The sequence below is a fragment of the Rhodococcus jostii NBRC 16295 genome (assembly GCF_001894825.1).
GTDB classification, from domain to species: domain Bacteria; phylum Actinomycetota; class Actinomycetes; order Mycobacteriales; family Mycobacteriaceae; genus Rhodococcus_F; species Rhodococcus_F jostii.
The window spans coordinates 111429-130981 of sequence record NZ_BCWY01000018.1 but is presented as its reverse complement, the minus strand read 5'-3'; the positions used below and the strand labels follow the sequence as shown (position 1 = coordinate 130981).

Here is a 19553-nt window from a genome sequence, read left to right as displayed (position 1 = left end):
ATGGCCGCGCGGGTCGGCGCGGCGCTGGGCGTGGACGTAGGGGTTCGAGACGTATTCTCGGCGCCCTCGGTGGGCGAGCTCGGCACACTGCTCGACGGGCGGGACAGCCACGTCAGAATCCCACTGGCCCCCCGGCAGCGCTCGGAGCCGGTGCCGTTGTCGCTGGCTCAGCAGCGAATGTGGTTCATCAACCAGTACGACACCACCTCACCCGCCTACAACATCCCACTCGCCGTCCGACTCCGCGGCCCCCTCGACACCACCGCACTCACCGACGCCCTCACCGACGTCATCACCCGACACGAAACACTGCGCACCCACTACCCCGACTCCGACGACGGCCCACACCAGGTAGTGCACGACCCATCCCCACTCGAACCGATCGGCACCGTCATCGACGTCGACGAATTGCAGCACCATCTGCGCGATGTTGTCTCGCGCGAGTTCGATGTCGCGACCGAGGTACCGGTCGACACCGCGCTGTTCCGGATCTCGCCATCCGAACACGTGCTCGCACTGGTGCTACACCACATCTGCGCAGACGGATCCTCGCTGATGCCACTCGCGCACGATCTGATGACCGCCTACGAGGCCCGGGTATCGGGCAGGGCTCCCACCTGGACGCCCCTTCCGGTGCAGTACGGCGACTACACCCTCTGGCAACGCGAAACACTCGGCTCCGAAGACGACCCCGAATCCATCATCTCCCAACAAATCCGCTACTGGACCCACACCCTCACCAACCTCCCCGAAGTCCTCGAACTACCCACCGACCACCCCCGCCCCCCACAACAAACCCTCCACGGCGCCGCCATCGACTTCACCATCGACAACGACACCCACCACGCACTCACCGAACTAGCGCACCGAGAACACACCACCGTCTTCATGGTCTGCCACGCCGCACTGACCATCCTCCTCGCCCGACTCACCAACACCACCGACATCACCATCGGCACCCCCATCGCCGGACGCACCCACCCCCACCTCGACAACCTCATCGGCATGTTCGTCGGCACCCTCGTCCTCCGCAACACCGTCGCCCCCACACACACCTTCACCGACCTCCTCCACCACATCCGCGACACCGACATCGCCGCCTTCGCCCACGCCGACCTCCCCTTCGAACGACTCGTCGAACTACTCAACCCACCCCGCTCCACCGCCCACGCACCCCTCACCCAGGTAGGTTTCTCCTTCCAGAACATCGCGCTGCCGGACTTTCGGTTGCCGGGAATGTCCGTCACCGCTGAAGACCTGACCCCGAAGACAGCGAAGTACGATCTTCATCTGAGCCTGATCGACAACTACGATGACCATGGTGATCCCGCCGATATCACCGCCGAGTTGGCGTATTCGACAGATCTGTTCGAAGAATCGACCGTGAGAGAGTTCGCGGATCGCTTCCTGCTGATTCTCGGTGCCGTCACACGGAATCCGGCGGTGGTGACCGGAGACATCGATCTTCTGCCCGCATCGGAACGTGAACTCTTGGTGACGACGCGAAATGCCACCGACACGGAGTGGCCGGACGCGACTCTGCCCGACTTGTTCTCCGCGCAGGCCGCTTCCACGCCGCACGCCGTCTCCATCGTCAGCGGCGACGACCGATTGACCTACGGCGAGTTCTCCGGGCGGGTCAATCGTCTGGGACGTCACCTCATCGCTCTCGGTGTCGGGCCCGAATCGGTAGTGGCACTCGCGTTGAAGCGCTCCACCGACCTGATGGTCGGCATCTACGCCGTGCTGGCGGCCGGTGGCGCGTACCTTCCATTGGACGTGGACCATCCGATAGAACGCACGAGGGCGGTGCTCGCGAACGCACAGCCGGTTGCGCTGCTGAGTTCCCAGGAACTCGACGTCCCGGGAGCGAATCACCTGCCGGTGTGGTCGATCGAGTCGTTCGATCTGATCGGCTACGACAGGGGACCGATCACGGACTCGGATCGCGTGACGCCTCTGCGGTCTTCGCATCTCGCGTACCTCATCTACACCTCCGGGTCTACCGGTGCACCCAAGGGGGTCGCCGTGCCCCACGCAGCGGTGGTCAACCAGATGCGGTGGAAGCAAGCCCGCTATGCACTCGATGCCGGAGATTCGATGCTCCAGAAGACGCCGGCGACGTTCGACCTGTCTGTGTGGGAGCTGTTCTGGCCCTTGACGGTGGGCGCGCGACTGGTCCTGGCTGCGCCGGGTGGGCACCGCGACCCGGACTACCTCGCGCGCGTGATGCGCGAAGAGCAGATCACCACCGCCGATTTCGTGCCATCCTTGCTCGCCGCCTTCCTCGAGACAGCGGAATCGGGTGATCTGCGATCCCTTCGACAGGTGATGTGCATCGGCGAGCCGTTTCCGGCCCACACGGCTGCACGTCTGCGCCGGGTCAGCGACGCCGCCGTACACAACCTCTACGGGCCCACGGAGGCCGCGGTCAGTGTGACGTCGTGTTCGTGGTCCGGACTCGACGACGGCATCGTCCCGATCGGGACACCGGAGTCGAATGTGCATTGCTACGTGTGTGATTCGAGACTGCACCCGGTACCTCCCGGCGTCGTCGGCGAACTATATCTGTCGGGCGTACAGCTCGCCCGCGGTTACCACGGCAGAGCCGCCCTGACTGCTGAGAGGTTCGTTCCGGATCCGTTCGGTGTTCCAGGACGGAGAATGTATCGAACCGGCGACGTGGTGCGGTGGGCTACCGACAACGGCAGCGGGAACCTCGAGTTTCTGGGCCGGGCGGACGATCAGCTCAAGTTGCGTGGTCTGCGGATCGAACCCGGCGAGATCGAGGCCGTTCTGCTGTCGCATCCCTCGGTGGAGCGTGCCGTGGTACTCCTCCGGGACCGTCCGGATACCTCGGACACCGACGGAAACGTCGACGTCGCCTTGGTGGCATATGTGGTCCTCGGTCCCGCGGCTACCGAATACGCCGGGGATCGGGACTTCTCGGATCTACGCGCGAATATTCGACGCTTCGTCGCGGGCCGGGTGCCGGAGTACATGGTTCCGGTTGCGGTTCTCGTCGTCGAACAATTCCCGTTGACCGCCAACGGAAAGTTGGACGGCAGTCGGCTGCCGATCCCGGACCTGTCAGGCGCGCACCCGTACCGCGCCCCGAGAACGGCCGACGAGCGAGCACTCGTGGAGTTGTTCACCGAGGTACTCGGCGTCGACGGCATCGGAATCGACGACGGGTTCTTCGAACTCGGCGGCCATTCACTGCTCGCTACCCGGCTCGTGAACCGGATCCGCTCGGCACTTGCAGTCGAGGTGCCCATACGCGCGATCTTCGAGTTCCCGGCGATCGTAGATCTCGCCCCCCAACTCTCCGGCGCGGAACCGGTCCGGCCGCCCCTCGTCCCGCAGAATCGCGACGATCGGGTGCCACTGTCGTACGCACAGCGCCGACTGTGGTTCCTTCACCGCCTCGAGGGCCCGTCGGCCACGTACAACATCGCGCTGGCCGTGCGCCTGTCCGGCGCGATCGATTGCGATGCTCTCGTCGCGGCGTTACACGATGTCGTGATCCGTCACGAAAGTTTGCGGACGATCTTTCCCCAGGTCGATGGCGTTCCGGTCCAGAACGTGCTCGGTGTAGACGAATTCGAACTCGGGGTCGACATCGTGAATGCCGGTCCCGACCAACTCTCACCGGGTCTCGCCGAAGTCTCCCGTCGTCGATTCGATCTCTCTCACGAGATTCCGCTGCACGCCAGAATCTTCCAATGCTCCGGTGACGAGTGCGTTCTGGCTCTGGTCATCCATCACATCGCCGGCGACGGTGGATCACTGGCGCCGCTGGCACGCGACGTGTTGCGTGCGTACTCGGCACGCCGGGACGGCAGCCCACCCGAGTGGACACCGCTGCCGGTTCAGTACGCCGACTACACCCTCTGGCAACGGAGCCTGCTCGGCGACGAGAACGACACCGACAGCGTGATCGGCCGCCAGTTCCGCTATTGGCGCGAGGCGCTGTCCGGGCTTCCGGAATGCCTCGAGTTGCCGACGGACCGTCCACGTCCGCCGGTCGCCAGCTACCGGGGTGACACGGTGCCGTTCGCCATCGAAGCGCCCCTGCGGCGCAGCATCGAGCAGTTGGCGCGCAGCCGGGGTGCAACTGTCTCGATGGTGCTCCAAGCGGCGCTGGCGGTGCTCTTACGCAAACTCGGCTGCGGCACGGACATTCCCCTCGGATCGCCGATCGCGGGTCGTACCGATGACGCGTTGGCCGACCTCGTCGGGTATCTGGCCAACACGTGGGTACTGCGGGTCGACCTCTCGGGAAACCCCGCTGTCACCGACCTGATCGATGCGGTGCGCGAGAGAGCATTGGCCGCGTACGCGAATCAGGACGCCCCGTTCGAGCAGCTGGTCGAGATGATGAACCCGGCCCGGTCGACGGGGTATCACCCGCTGTTCCAGGTCTGCATAGCCCTTCAGAACAATGCGCTGCCGATGGTCGACATCCCCGGTGTGGCAGTCACTCCGGAACCCGCTCCCACCGGAACAGCGAAGTTCGACCTGTTCGTCAATCTCTCCGACATGCCCGGGGAGTCATCGCACGACAGCGGACTCGGCGGCTTCATCGAGTACGCCACGGACTTGTTCGACGCTTCCACCGTCGAGAAGATCGCCGGCCGATACGTTCGGGTGCTGGAGTTGTTCGTCGCCGGTCCGCACCACCGAATCGATCTGCTCGACCTCCTCGGTCGGGACGAGCGTCGACAGGTTCTGGAGACGTGGAACGACACCGCGGAGCCGACACCCGACTCGACGATCCCCGAACTGTTCCAGAGGCAGGCGCGCCGGACACCGAATGCGGTCGCAGTCGTCTTCGACAACCACCATCTGACCTACCGGGAGGTCGAACGTCGGGCGCAGCGCCTGGCGCGACAGCTGGCCGAGCGCGCAGTGGGTCCCGAGTCGGTGGTTGCAGTCGCTTTGCCGCGCTCCGCCGATCTGGTCATTGCGCTGTTGGCAGTCCTCGGTTCCGGAGCCGCGTATCTCCCGATCGACCCCAACTATCCGAGTGAGCGCACCGGGCGAATTCTCTCCGAAGCCCGCCCCTGCCTGGCGCTGACGGAGCCCGGCGTCGAGGGGGTGCTGCACAGCGCGCTACCACGGTTACACGTGAATGCGACGGAGAGCGAGGGCGACGGGTATGTCGTCTCCGGGCCGCGACCGGACAACCTGGCGTACCTCGTCTACACGTCCGGGTCGACCGGTGTCCCCAAGGGCGTCGCCGTCAGCCACCGCAACGTCACCCGTTGCGTTCTGCAGATGGCGTCCCGACTCGGAGTGCGAGCAGGGTCCCGGGTCGTGGCGAGTACGTCAGCCGGTTTCGACGTGTCGGTGTTCGAGATCTTCGCACCGCTGTGTAGCGGTGGTTCGATCGAAGTGGTTCGTGACGCGCTGGTCCTCGGGGAGGGGAGCGGCCGGGCCGCGGATGTGATCAGCGCGGCACCGTCCGCGCTCGCCGAGGTTGTGGAGGGTTTGGCGGCGACGACACCACCGGACACCATCGTTTTCGCAGGTGAGCCGCTGCCTCGGTGGTTGGTCGACCGGGTGGGGACGTTGATGCCGGATGTTCGGATCCTCAACGCGTATGGGCCTACCGAAGCCGCGGTGTACGCCACGAGTACCGAAGTGGGACCGGGCGGAGGCGCCGTGCCCATCGGGTCACCGATCGCGAATGCGAGGGCATATGTTCTCGATGAGGGTCTGATGCCGGTACCGGTGGGTGTCGTGGGTGAGCTGTGGATAGCCGGTGAGGGAGTGGCACGCGGCTACTACCGTCGGCCGGCGTTGACGGCAGAACGCTTCGCTGCGGACCCGTTCGGGGAGCAGGGCGCCCGGATGTACCGGTCGGGTGACTTGGTGCGATGGAACGACTCGGGTGTGCTCGAGTTCGTGGGGCGCGCCGATGAGCAGATCAAGATCCGCGGTTTCCGCGTCGAGCCGGCCGAGATCGAAGAGGCATTCCTGTCTCATCCCGCGGTGGCACAGGTGGCCGTGATTGCGCGCGACAACGGGCGCGGCGGAGCCGGCGGTGACATGAGCAACATCCAGTTGTCGAGTTATGTCGTGCTCGAGCGAATATCCCGAGCGCGTGACGAGGCGATCGACGCCGAACTCGTCGGGCAGTGGCAGCAGGTGTATGACGATCTGTACTCCGGAGACCAGTCGTCCTCCCGCGACGACGGCGGTTCGACCGAGTTCGGCGAAGAGTTCGGCATCTGGCAGAGCCGATTCACCGGTGAGTCGATACCGATCGAGCAGATGCGTGAATGGCGTGACGCGACTGTCGAACGGATACGGGGGCTCCATCCGCGCCGGATCCTCGAGATCGGTGTCGGATCCGGACTGTTGCTGGCCCGGCTGGCACCGGACGCCGTCGAGTACTGGGCCACCGACCTGTCGCCGGTGACGATCGAAGCGCTGCGTAGGCGACTGGCACAGCAGCGTGCGTCGTGGACCGGTCGAGTTCACCTGCTTGCCCAACCCGCCGATATCGTGGAAGGACTACCCCGGGACGGGTTCGATACGATCGTCGTCAATTCCGTGGTTCAGTACTTCCCTGATGCGGCATACCTGATCGATGTGATCGAACAGGCATTGGAACTGCTGGAACCCGGCGGTTCGATATTCGTCGGCGACGTTCGAAACCTCGCACTGCAACCGGCATTTGCAATCGGGGTCCAACGGTCACGCCCGGACGGTGAATCCGATCTTGCGGTCGTGCGCGACAAGGTGCGGCGAGAGATTACCACTGAATCGGAACTACTGCTGCGGCCGGAGTTCTTCACCGCCCTGCCGGCAGAATGCCCCGACATCGGCGGCGTCGACATCCAGCTCGAGCGCGGTCGGTTCGACAACGAACTGACCCGGTATCGATACGACGTCGTCCTGCGCAAGTCACCAGTCTTCGCGCGGTCGCTCGCGGAGGTTCCACGCCGGCGCTGGTCGACGATCGGCGACCTCTCCACCCTGAAGGAGCTACTCTCCGCGTCGAGTCCCGAACATGTTCGAGTGGTGGACATACCGCAATTCGGCGTTGCCACCGATGCAGCCCTCGCACGGGCGCTTCGAAATATCACCCTCCTCGACGAGTTCGGTGACGAGCAGGGAACCGCCGAGCCGCGTGGTGTGACCGCCGAGGAGTTGCATTCTCTGGGTGCGCAACTCGGACTCGATGTCGCCGTCACGTGGGGCACGGAAACTGGACACCTCGACGCGGTCTTCATCGGTGACAATGACTCGGGCGACACGCGGGTCCCGATGACGGACGTCTTCACTGCACCCCCCATAGTGCGTTCCGCGGTGGAGTACGCCAACGATCCGCGCACCCAGGCACGCCTCGCCGAGGTACGGGAATTCGTTTCCGAACGCCTTCCGGGGTACATGGTGCCCGCTTCGGTGACTGCTCTCGAGAGTTTGCCGTTGACCCTCAACGGAAAACTGGACAAGCGGGCGCTGCCCGACGACGTCATCGGCTCCACCAAAGATTTTGTCTCGCCGAAGACGCAGGTGGAGAGGATGATTGCGACAGCCTTCGGCGACGTGCTGGGACTCGACAGCGTCGGCGTCGACGACGACTTCTTCGAGTTGGGGGGAAACTCGCTGATCGCTGCCCGGTTGGTCGCACGCCTCGGCCCGGCGCTGGGTGTGAGCGTCGGCGTTCGCGAACTGTTCGAGGCGCCGACGGTCGCGGAACTGGCAACCCGACTTGCCGGCGCGGAATCCGGTCACCACGTTCCGCTGGGGCCGCGGGAACGACCCGAGCGCATTCCGCTGTCATCGGCACAACGCCGGATGTGGTTCATCAATCAGTTCGACCCCGACTCGGGTGCATACAACATTCCGTTCGCCGCCCGTCTCACGGGGATGCTGGACGTGAATGCGCTGCGGGCGGCGATCGGCGACGTGCTCGAACGGCACGAATCGCTGCGCACGCGATTCCCCGGCGGTGACCGGGACCCGGCCCAGCTGATCGTCGAGGCGGCCCACGTCATCGCAGGCCTGGACCTCACCCCGGTGAACGTCGAGGGGAGCAGTGAACTGCGCGCCCGAATCGGTTCGTGGATCGGCGCCGGATTCGACGTCGCGAAAGACGTTCCGATACGCATCCGGCTATTCCGGGTCAGCGATCACGAGCACGTGCTGACCGTGGTGGTGCACCACATTTCGGCTGACGGCGCGTCCATGGCACCCCTGGCCCGCGATGTCATGGCTGCGTACGAGGCCCGCGCACACGGCGTGGCACCGTCGTGGTCACCGCTCCCTGTGCAATACGCCGACTACACGCTCTGGCAGCGAGAGGTCCTCGGCAGTGAGGAGGATCCGGACTCGGTGATCGGGCGCCAACTCGACTTCTGGGTGCGAACCCTGACCGGGCTACCGGACGTGATCGACCTGCCCGTCGATCGTCCTCGCCGCCCGCTCTCGTCCATGCACGCCGACACCGTGGACTTCACCATCGACGGCCGGCTGCATCGACGGATCACCTCACTCGCACATCGCCACCACGCGACGGTGTTCATGGTGATGCACGCGGCGCTCGCAGCCCTCCTCGCACGGCTGGGTGGGAGCCGCGACATCGCGGTGGGCACGCCGGTAGCGGGCCGCGGCGAACAGGCGTTGGACGACCTCGTCGGGATGCTGGTCAATACTCTCGTGCTTCGCTCCCAGGTCGAGCCGTCCGAGAGTTTCGCCGATCTACTCGCGCGGACACGAGAAGGAGACCTGGCTGCATTCGAGAACGCGGACGTGCCTTTCGAACGACTGGTCGAGGTACTCGCGCCCGAGCGGGAGATGTCGCATTCACCGCTGTTCCAGGTCATGCTCACGGTCCAGAACATGGAACGGCCCCACTTCGAGCTCCCTCACCTCACGCTCGAGGTTCTCGACACTCCTCTGACCGGAGCGAAGGTCGATCTCACGGTGACACTCACCGAGAACGCCGAGCCTGGCTCTCCCGGAATCTCGGGTGAATTCAGCTACGCCACCGACTACTTCGATCGCTCGACCATCCGTGAGGTGGCCGCTCAGTACGTTCGGGTGCTCGAGTCGGTGAGCACCGACCCCTCGACGCCGATCGGTGACGTCGACCTGCTCGGCGATACCGACACTGCGCTGCTCGTACCGGTCTTCGCCGAGACCGACGCCAAGCCTCGCGTGCTGCCCGACCTGCTCCGCGACCACGATCCTGCGGCGCCCGCGCTCGTCTTCGAGGGCACAACGCTGTCCTACGGCGAGGTCGACGCGAGGTCGAATCGGCTTGCACGGCACTTGATCCGCGCAGGATCGGCACCCGAGTCCGTGGTCGCGGTTGCTCTGGGCCGATCAGTGGAGCTTTGGCTGGCCATATGGGCCGTGACCAAGGCAGGTGCCGCGTTCCTGCCCGTCGACCCCGGACTACCACGGGCCCGGATCGAACACATGCTGTCCGATTCCGGCGCCACTCTGGGCGTCACGACCCGCACGGACCGAGACCTACTCCCCGCTTCTGCGGACTGGCTGACCATCGATGACCCGGACGTCGACGCAGCGCTGTCACGTGAGTCCGCGGCGCCGATCAGTGACCAGGAGTGCGTCTCGAGGTTACGCCTCGACAACACCGCGTATGTGATCTACACGTCAGGATCGACCGGCACGCCGAAGGGTGTGACGGTGACTCATCGTGGACTTGCCCAGCTCGCCGCCGAAGAGCGCAGGCGATTCGCAGTGACACCGTCGGCACGTGTCCTCCAGGTGGCGTCACCGAGTTTCGACGGCTCGATGCTCGAGTTGCTGATGGCGGTAGGAGCCGGTGCAGCCCTCGTGGTGGCGCCACCGACCGTGTTCGGAGGTGCCCAGCTTGCCACGCTGGTCACGGCCGAGCACGTCACCCACGCGTTCCTGACCACTGCCGTAGTCTCCGCGATGGATCCGTCGTCGCTGCCGAGCCTCGGCGTCCTCGTCTTCGGCGGTGAACGCTGCACACCGGAACTGATCGAGCGGTGGGCGCCGGGCCGGACGCTGATCAACCTGTACGGGCCGACCGAAACGACGGTCCTGGCAACAGGAAGCGAGCCGCTGGAACCCGGTGCCCCGATCACGATCGGAGATCCCTTCCGCGGCATGGGCGCGGTGGTCCTCGACTCGAGGCTACAACCCGTCCCGATCGGGGTAACCGGCGAGTTGTATCTGTCCGGGCCGCAATTGGCACGCGGATACAACGCACGCCCGGGGCTGACGTCGCAGCGATTCGTCGCAGATCCGTGCGGCAATGCGGGGGAGCGCATGTATCGGACTGGCGACACCGTCCGGTGGACTCGTAGTTCCGGCGGCGTGAGATTGGAGTTTGTGGGACGGAACGACTTCCAGGTGAAATTGCGCGGACTCCGAGTCGAATTGGGTGAGATCGAATCCGCACTGACTTCGCATCCACTGATCGAGCAGGCGGTCACCGTCGGCGCGAAGGGTGCGGCCGGTAACACCGTCCTGGTGTCCTACGTGGTCCCGGCAGCGGGGGCCGACCCGGACATCGACGCGCTCAGCCGTTTCCTCGGTCGTACCCTCCCCGGGTACATGGTTCCGACTGTCATCACGGTTCTGGCGGCACTGCCGCTCACGTCGACGGGCAAAGTGGATCGCAACGCACTATCCGACCACGAACTCCTCACTGCACCATCAGAATTCGTTGGTCCGCGAAACCCCACGGAAGCAACGATCGCTGCGATGTTCGCGGAGACGCTGGGTCTCGAACACGTGGGAGTCCGGGAGTCGTTCTTCGCGCTGGGCGGCGACAGCATCCTGTCGATACAGCTCGTCTCACGACTCAGGTCCGCGGGCATCGCTGTGAGTGCCCGGGACATATTCGAATGCAAGACCGTGGAGTTGCTGACCGACGTCGCCGAAATCGACCGACCCCATGGGAGGACGCTGGAGGAACTCGAAGGTGGTGGTGTCGGGGACGTGGCGGCAACCCCGATAGTCCGGTGGTTCCTCGGGCTCCCCGGCAGTCACTCCCGGTTCGCGCAGTCGATGCTCCTGACCTTGCCTGCCGGAGCCACGTCGGCCGGTATCGAGAAGACAGTCCAGATCGTCCTCGATCACCACGACATGTTGCGCGCCCGATTCACACTCGACGACAGTGGCGGAGCCTGCGAGGTCCTCCCTCCCGGAAGGATCGCCGCAGCGGACGCCGTGATCGGTGTCGAGTTCGACGACGCACACAGCCCCGGAACGATCGGCTTCACCAGCCTGGTCGAAGAAGAGCTGGCCGCAGCCACCCGCCGTGTGGATCCATCATCCGGTCGAATGATCCAGGTCGTCTGGTTGCATCCCGAATCCGGTGCGGCCGGTGACGGTCGCGTTCTCGTCGTCATCCACCACCTCGCCGTCGACGCGGTGTCCTGGCGAATTCTGATTCCCGACTTCATGTCCGCGTGGGTGCAGGACTTGGCGGGGAGGTCGGTTTCACTGACTCCCGTGGGCACCTCGATGCGGCGGTGGGCGGCGGCACTACCCGAACTGGCCCGGTTGCGCAGCGACGAGGTCGGGTTCTGGGAAGCGGCGCTCTCCGTGCCCGATCCTCCGCTGGGCGCGAGAGATACGGATCCCGTGGCCGACACCCAGCAGAACGTTGATCGAATCACCGTGGTTCTGCCGCCCCACGTCACCGAAGCTCTGCTGACGATACTGCCCCGCGTCATCCGAGGTAGGGCGGGCGACGGTCTCCTGACCGCGCTGGCGCTGGCTGTGCAGAGTTGGCGTGCACAACGGGGCGTCGACGTACCCGGCACACTCGTCCTGCTCGAGGGACACGGACGGGAGGAAGAGCTGGTTCCGGGTGCCGACCTGTCCCGCACGGTTGGATGGTTCACCTGCGCGTTCCCAGTCGACCTCGACCTCGACGGGCTCGACCGCGCATCCGCTCTCGACGGCGGCCCCGCCACAGTCCAGGCCGTCAAACGCGTCAAGGAGTGCCTCCGCCGGGTGCCCGCCAATGGGATCGGGTACGGGTTGCTGCGTTATCTGGGTGGCGAGGAGAAGCGCCGCCTCCAACACTTCGATGAACCACAGATCAGTTTCAACTATCTCGGGCGAGACGGACGCGGCGACATACCCGAAGACCTCGACTGGCTCGGCTGGACCCCTGCGGCCGAAGCGTTCGATCCCGGTACCGCCGGGGATCAGGACATGGCGGTCACCGGCGCGCTGGCAATCACTGCGTACGCCGCCACGACACGCGAAGGTGGGTGTCTGACCGCAGACGTGCGATTCGCATCGAATGTGCTGTCTCGGGACGAGGTGTCAGAACTGGCGGAGTTGTGGACTCGCGCGCTGAGAGCGATCGCCGACACCGTGATGGCGGGCAGCGAGTGGGGGCTGACACCGTCCGATGTCCCGATGGTGCGAATTGCCCAGGACGAGTTGGACGCACTCGTCGAGCGGTACCCGGGCGCACACGATCTCTGGCCACTTGCACCGCTGCAGACAGGACTTCTCTTCCACGCCGACCTGGCTCACCACGATCTGGATGTCTATACGGCGCAGGCAGTTCTCGGACTGACAGGCGATGTCGACCGCGACCGATTGTCGCGTGCCTCGACCGCGCTGCTCGACCGGCACCCGAATCTGCGAACCGCCTTCCTCCGTCGAGATGACGGAACACCGATTCAGGTCGTGGTCGGCAGGACCACACCTGGATTGTCCACTGCGGACCTCAGGCACCTGGACACACCGGCGGCGTGCGCCGAGGCTGATCGGTTGGCGGCGGCCGCACGCCTGGACCGGTTCGACATGACAGAGCCTCCCTTGATGCGCCTGTTACTTGTCACCACGGCGTCCGGGCAGCACCGGTTGGTGGTGACGGCTCATCACATACTCGTGGACGGATGGTCACTTCCGATCATGCTGCGCGAGTTGATCACTCTGTACGTGATCGACGGAGGCGCGGGGGCGTTGCCACCCGCACGCCCGTTCAGTGACTTTCTGATGTGGCTCGCCGCACGTGACCGGGACGCCGGCATCGACATCTGGCGGCAAGCACTCGCCGACGTCACCGAGCCCAGCATCCTCGCCCCCTCGCAAGGCTCGATGACAGCGACACCGGACGAGGTGCGCCTCGACGCGGACGAGGAGACCACGGCACACTTGGTGTCCTTCTCGCGAACGAACGACGTCACCGTGAGCACCATCGTGCAATTCGCATGGGCAATGGTGTTGGGCAATCTTCTCGGCCGCGACCACGTCGTGTTCGGGGAGACGGTCTCCGGTCGGCCACCCGGCCTGCCCGGAATCGAATCCATGGTCGGGCTGTTCATCAACACCATTCCGGTCAGTGTGCACATCGATCCGCGTCGCACGATCACCGACGCGCTGGCGTCCCTGCAGAACCGAAAGACGCAGCTCCTCGACCATCATCATGCCGGACTGCCCGACATCGCCGAAGCCGTCGGCTTGGGAACCCTGTTCGACACTCTCACCGTATTCGAGTCGTATCCAGTCGACACCGCGGGAATGGATTCCGAGACCGATCTCGCCGGACTCCGTGTCGTCTCTGCGACGGGATCGGACTCCGCACACTACCCGCTCACCATTCAGGCCCACCAGGACGATCGACTCCACCTCCGGGTCCGCTACCTTCCGGACAGTATCGACGAAGCAACCGCTCGATCCATCGCGAATCGGCTGGACAGCGTCCTGCGCGCGGTGGTGGAGCGGCCCGGCACGACCCTCGCCGCGATCGGCCTGCTCGACGAGAGCGACCGCGCGCTGACGTCCGTAACCGGAGGACCGGCCGAGACACCTCGCACGCTGCCGGAGATGCTGATGTCGACGGCGGCACGGAACCCCCGGGCCGTGGCGTTGGAATCCGATCGGGAAACCGTGTCGTACGGTGAGCTGGATCGCCGGTCCAATCAGATGGCACGCAGTCTCATTGCTATGGGCGCAGGACCGGAGACGATGGTCGCCGTCGTCCTTCCCCGGTCGGCGGCGTTCAGCGTAGCGATGTGGGCAGCCGCGAAAACCGGTGCGGCGTTCACGCCGATGGACCCGAACCTTCCCCGTGATCGCATCGAGCGGATGCTCGCGGACGGGGCCGCGGTCGTCGGCGTCACGACGACGGAACATCGCACCGCTCTGCCACACCATGTGTCGTGGCTCCTCCTCGACGATCCCGAGACCGATGCCGACGTTGCGGCGCAGCCTGTCCGGGCGATCGCCGAGGGCGACCGAATTCGACCAGTGAGGATCGACCACTCTGCATACGTCATCTACACGTCAGGGTCGACGGGACTACCCAAGGGTGTCGTGATCACCCACCGTGGATTGGCGAATTTTGCAGCGGAACAGCGAGACCGGTACTCGGTGACGTCGTCCTCCCGGGTTCTGCAGGTCGCCTCACCGAGTTTCGACGCCGCGATGCTGGAAATGCTGATGGCGTACGGAACCGGCGCGACCCTGGTGGTCTCGCCACCGGAGATCTTCGCCGGTGCCGCACTGCACCAGCTGATCTCGCGCAGGCGAGTGTCCCATGCCTTCATCACACCGAGCGTTCTCGCCACGATGCGCCCCGCCGGTCTCGAGGATCTGGAGGTCCTCGTTGCCGGTGGCGAAAACATGCCGACGGATCTGGTCGAGAAATGGGCACCGCACCGCCGCCTGTACAACGGGTACGGTCCGACCGAAACCGTCATCATGGTGGCAATCAGCGACGTGCTCGGCCGCGACACTCCCGTCACGATCGGTGGCCCGATCCGGGGCGTGAACGCCGCAGTGCTCGACCACTGGCTGCGGCCGGTGCCGATCGGCGTCGCCGGCGAGCTGTACGTCTCCGGCGTGCAGCTCGCCCGGGGATACCTCGATCAGCCCGCGCTCACAGCACAGCGATTCGTCGCCAACTCGTTCGGGCCGGTAGGCAGTCGGCTCTACCGCACCGGAGACATCGTGCGCCGGAACGCCGACGGCACCATGGAGTACCTCGGTCGCTCCGACTTTCAGATCAAGATGCGCGGCCTGCGCATCGAACTCGGCGAAATCGACGCAGTCCTGGCCGGATACCCGGGGGTGGAGGTGTGTGTGACTGTCGGAAGGCAGAATCCGGCGGGAACCACCATGCTCGTCTCCTACATCGTGCCCGCCGCCGGCGCAGCCCCGGATCCGGCGGCGCTCTCCGACCACGCCTTCAGAATGTTGCCGAGTTACATGGTCCCCACCTCCATCGTCGTTCTCGATTCCCTCCCGCTCACCGCGACCGGAAAATTGGACCGTGAGGCACTACCCACCCCTCTTCCGGCATCGAACCGATCGTTCGTCGCCCCGCGAACCCCGATCGAAGACGTCGTGGCGGACACCTATGCGCGGGTCCTAGGTGTGGACCGGGTCGGCGCACGCGACGACTTCTTCCAGCTGGGCGGGAACTCGCTTACCGCCGTGCGGGTGACCGCCCGACTCGGTGACGTACTCGGTGTGGCGATCGGTGTGCGGGATCTCTTCGAGGCGCCCGCCGTCGCGGAGTTGGCGGCCCGCGTCGCGAATATGGACGCCGGCTCGCGTGTGCCACTGGAGCCACAGGAGCGACCCGAGCGCGTCCCGTTGTCGCTGGCGCAGCGGCGGATGTGGTTCCTCAACCAGTTCGATACCTCCTCGCCCGCCTACAACATCCCGATGGTCGTGCGGTTGGGCGGGGAACTCGACCTCGGCGCACTCCGGTTGGCCGTAGCCGATCTCGTCGCTCGCCACGAGGTGCTCCGGACGGTGTATCCGATAACCGATGGAGAGCCGCATCAGGCCATCCTCCCTTCGGACCAGGCGGTTCCCGAGATCACACTCAGGCGGGTCGACGAGGCCACCCTCCAGGCACTGATCGTCGAGTCGACGTCAGCAGGTTTCGATGTCAGCCGATCGGTGCCGATTCGGGTGGAGGTACTCGAGGTAGGTCCGGCCGATCATGTCGTCGTCCTGACTGTGCATCACATCAGCGCGGACGGATCGTCGATGGCTCCGTTGATCCGGGACATGATGACGGCGTACTCCGCCCGAATCGTGCATCTCGCACCGGCCTGGTACCCACTCCCCGTCCAGTACGCCGACTACACGCTGTGGCAGCGACGCATGCTCGGATCCCACACCGACCCGGAATCGGTGATGTCCGAGCAGATCCGATACTGGACCCGGGAATTGGCGAACCTTCCCGACGTGATCGCACTGCCCACGGACCGACCGCGTCCGGCGGTCGCATCGATGCGCGGCCACACCGTCGAGTTCACGATTCCGCCCGACCTCCAGAACCGGATCGGCGAGCTTGCGCGGGAGCACAGGACCAGCGTCTTCATGGTCGCCCACGCCGCACTGTCCGTGCTGCTGGCACGACTGTGCGGCAGCGCCGACGTCGCGGTCGGAACACCGGTGGCCGGCCGCAACGACCGTGCCCTCGACGATCTCGTCGGTATGTTCGTCAACACTCTCGTCCTTCGCACCCAGGCCGAACTCGATCGGCCTTTCACCGACCTGCTCGCCGACACACGCGAGCGGGACCTCACGGCGTTCGCACACGCAGACGTGCCGTTCGAACAGCTGGTGGAAGTACTCAATCCTTCACGTACCACGGCTCACTCGCCACTCTTTCAAGTGTTCTTCGCCTTCCAGAACATCGAGCGGGCGTCGCTGGAGTTACCCGGACTGAGTGTCGAGCCTCTGATTCCCGGCGTCCGACCCGCGATGTTCGACCTCAGCCTGGTCCTCGTCGAACGCTTCTCGCCAGACGGCTCGCCTGCGGGCATCGAGGGCGAGTTCTCCTACGCCACCGATCTGTTCGACTCGACGACGGTGGCCTCGTTCGTGGATCGATTCACCCGGATTCTCGACGTTGTGACGGCGGATTCGGCAACAGCTGTGGGAGACGTCGAGATTCTCGACACCTCCGAGAGATTGTTGGTGCTCGACGGCTGGAATCAGACCCCGCATCCCCTGGACGTGGATGCGGGTGCGTCGTTGGTGTCGTTGATCGATGCACAGGTCGCACGGACGCCCGACCGTATTGCGGTTCTGTCCGAGAACCATTCTCGGACATTCCGGCAGCTCGATGCGAGAGTGAATCGTCTGGCACGCAAGCTCATCAGCACCGGTGTAGGACCCGAGTCATCGGTGGGTATCGGAATTCGCCGCAGCATGGATCTCGTTGTCGCGGTGTGTGCCGTGGTGAAAGCGGGCGGGACGTATGTGCCGATCGATCCGGATCAGCCCGCCGAGCGCAATGCGTATGTCCTCGACACAGCGGCAGTGGAGTGTGTACTGACGACCGAACGCGATGGTTTCCGGGTTGCGGGAAACCATTCCGTCGTGTGCGTGGACACGGTCGATGTATCGGGGTTCGATGAGTCTCCGGTATCGGATTCCGATCGGTTGTCTTCGGTGCATCCGGGCAATGCGGCGTACGTCGTCTTCACGTCGGGTTCGACCGGGCGTCCGAAGGGTGTGGCCGTATCGCATTCCTCGCTGGTCAATCAGCTGTTGTGGCTGACGGACAGGTTCGCGTTGTCCCGCGATGACGTGGTGTTGCTGAAGACACCACTCACGTTCGACGTGTCGGTATGGGAGTTGTTCTGTCCCTTGATCACAGGTGCGCGTGTGGTGGTCGCAGACGCCGACGGTCATCGCAATCCGGAATATCTGGCCCGAGTCATCGACGAGGAGGGTGTGTCATTGGTATCGTTCGTGCCCTCGATGTTGTCTGTGTTCGTCGACGGTCTCGTGGCCGGAAGTTGTGGTTCGTTACGGGCGGTCCTCGTCGCGGGTGAGGAGTTGCCGGTACACACGATGGAACGGGTGCGCATCGGGTTGCCGGGCGTGTCGGTGCACAACCTGTACGGTCCGACCGAGTTCACGGTCCATGCGACCGAGTGCGCGATCGATGGCGAGTTCGATTCTGCGGTGCCGATCGGCCGGCCCGTGTGGAACGCGTCGGCATACGTGCTCGATTCGCGGCTACGACCGGTGCCGGTGGGTGTCCCGGGCGAGTTGCATCTGGCAGGTGTCCAGACGGCACGGGGGTATGTCGGCCGTCCGGAGTTGACCGCGGACCGGTTCGTGGCCAACCCCTATGGCGCGGAGGGCGACCGGATGTATCGAACGGGTGACCTCGTCTCCTGGCGTGCCGACGGTCAGTTGGCGTACCTCGGGCGCACAGACTTCCAGGTGAAGGTCCGCGGGCAGCGAATCGAGTTGGGTGAGATCGAGTCGGCGTTGTCGTCCGGTGTGTCGGTTGCCCGGGTGGTCGTGGTGGTACACCGCGACGAGCACGCCGGCGACCGACTGGTGGCGTACGTGGTGCCGGTCGCGGGTGAAGTGATCGACGTCGACACCGTCAGGGATGCCGTGGCACGAGACGTGCCGAGCTACATGGTGCCGTCCGCATTCGTAGTGCTCGACGAGTTGCCGGTGACAGCGAACGGCAAGTTGGATCGGAAAGCGTTGCCTGCTCCGGTGTTCGGGATGCGGAAGTTCCGTAGACCGTCGACCGCGCTGGAGGAAGTCGTCGCGAACGGGTTCGCGAAGGTACTCGGTGTGGACCGGGTCGGTGCGGGGGACAGCTTCTTCGAGTTGGGGGGAACCTCTCTCCTGGCGACTCGTGCGGTGTCGGAACTGAACAGTCACTCCGGTCTGGAAGTGCAGTTGCAGTGGATGTTCGCCGATCCGACCCCTGCCGCCATCGCGCGTCGGGTCGAAGCCCGCACTGCCGGCGAATCGGCGTCGGGCTTCGAGGTTGTAGTTCCACTGCGCGCCGCGGGATCCGAACCGCCCCTCTTCGGTATTCATCCGGCGGGAGGATTGGCGTGGTTCTACGGCGGCCTCGTCTCCAGCCTGGACACGAATCGTCCCCTCTACGGGGTGCAGGACCCGCATGTGGTCGCCGGAGAGCCCAGCGCGGAGTCGGTGGAAGAACTCGCGGCGCGGTACGTCGCCGAGATCCGCCGGATTCAACCGCACGGCCCCTATCACCTTCTCGGATGGTCCCTCGGCGGCGACATCGCCCATGCGATCGCGGTTCGACTGCAGGACGCCGGAGACGATGTCGGACTCCTCGCGATCCTCGACAGCGCCATCGGTTCGGCCGAAGATCTGGAAGTGCTCATCCCTCGCGAGGCGGACAGCGGACATCCGGTGACCGACCTACTCGGCGGTTGGCGCGAGTTACTCGACCTCGGGGCCGATGCGAGAGCGACCACTCGCGAGGACGTCACCGCATCGATTCGCACTCAGCTGATCGCCTCCGGGATGGTCACTGCCGAACGGGTCGACAAGATCATGGACAGCTTCCTCACCTCGGAGCGGCTCGCCTTCGCGTACCGCCCACGGGTGTTCAGCGGCGACATCGCCTTCTTCACGGCCGGGAGGGGCCGGGTCGACAAGGACGCAGCGGCGAGGACGTGGGAAAAGTATGCGTCTGGCGTCGTGACCAACACCGTCGTCGACGTCGGCCACCTCGAGATGACGCACCCGGAAGCTTTCGCCGTGATCGGTCCTGCTCTCAACCAGCTGCTCCACCCGTGAGTGGGAAAGGA

Annotated in this window: 1 protein-coding gene and 1 pseudogene; both read left to right on the top strand. The window is 65.1% G+C overall.

Annotated elements, in window-relative coordinates; genetic code table 11:
- Positions 1 to 147: 147 nt before the first annotated feature.
- Positions 148 to 1434: pseudogene (locus RJ1_RS49285) on the top strand (condensation domain-containing protein); the annotation flags it as partial.
- A gap of 9 nt (positions 1435 to 1443) precedes the next feature.
- Positions 1444 to 19542 carry a non-ribosomal peptide synthetase gene (locus tag RJ1_RS14630; protein ID WP_439958213.1) on the top strand — a complete coding sequence of 6033 codons (18099 nt, stop codon included), beginning with the start codon at positions 1444 to 1446 and terminating at the stop codon, positions 19540 to 19542.
- Positions 19543 to 19553: the final 11 nt, after the last annotated feature.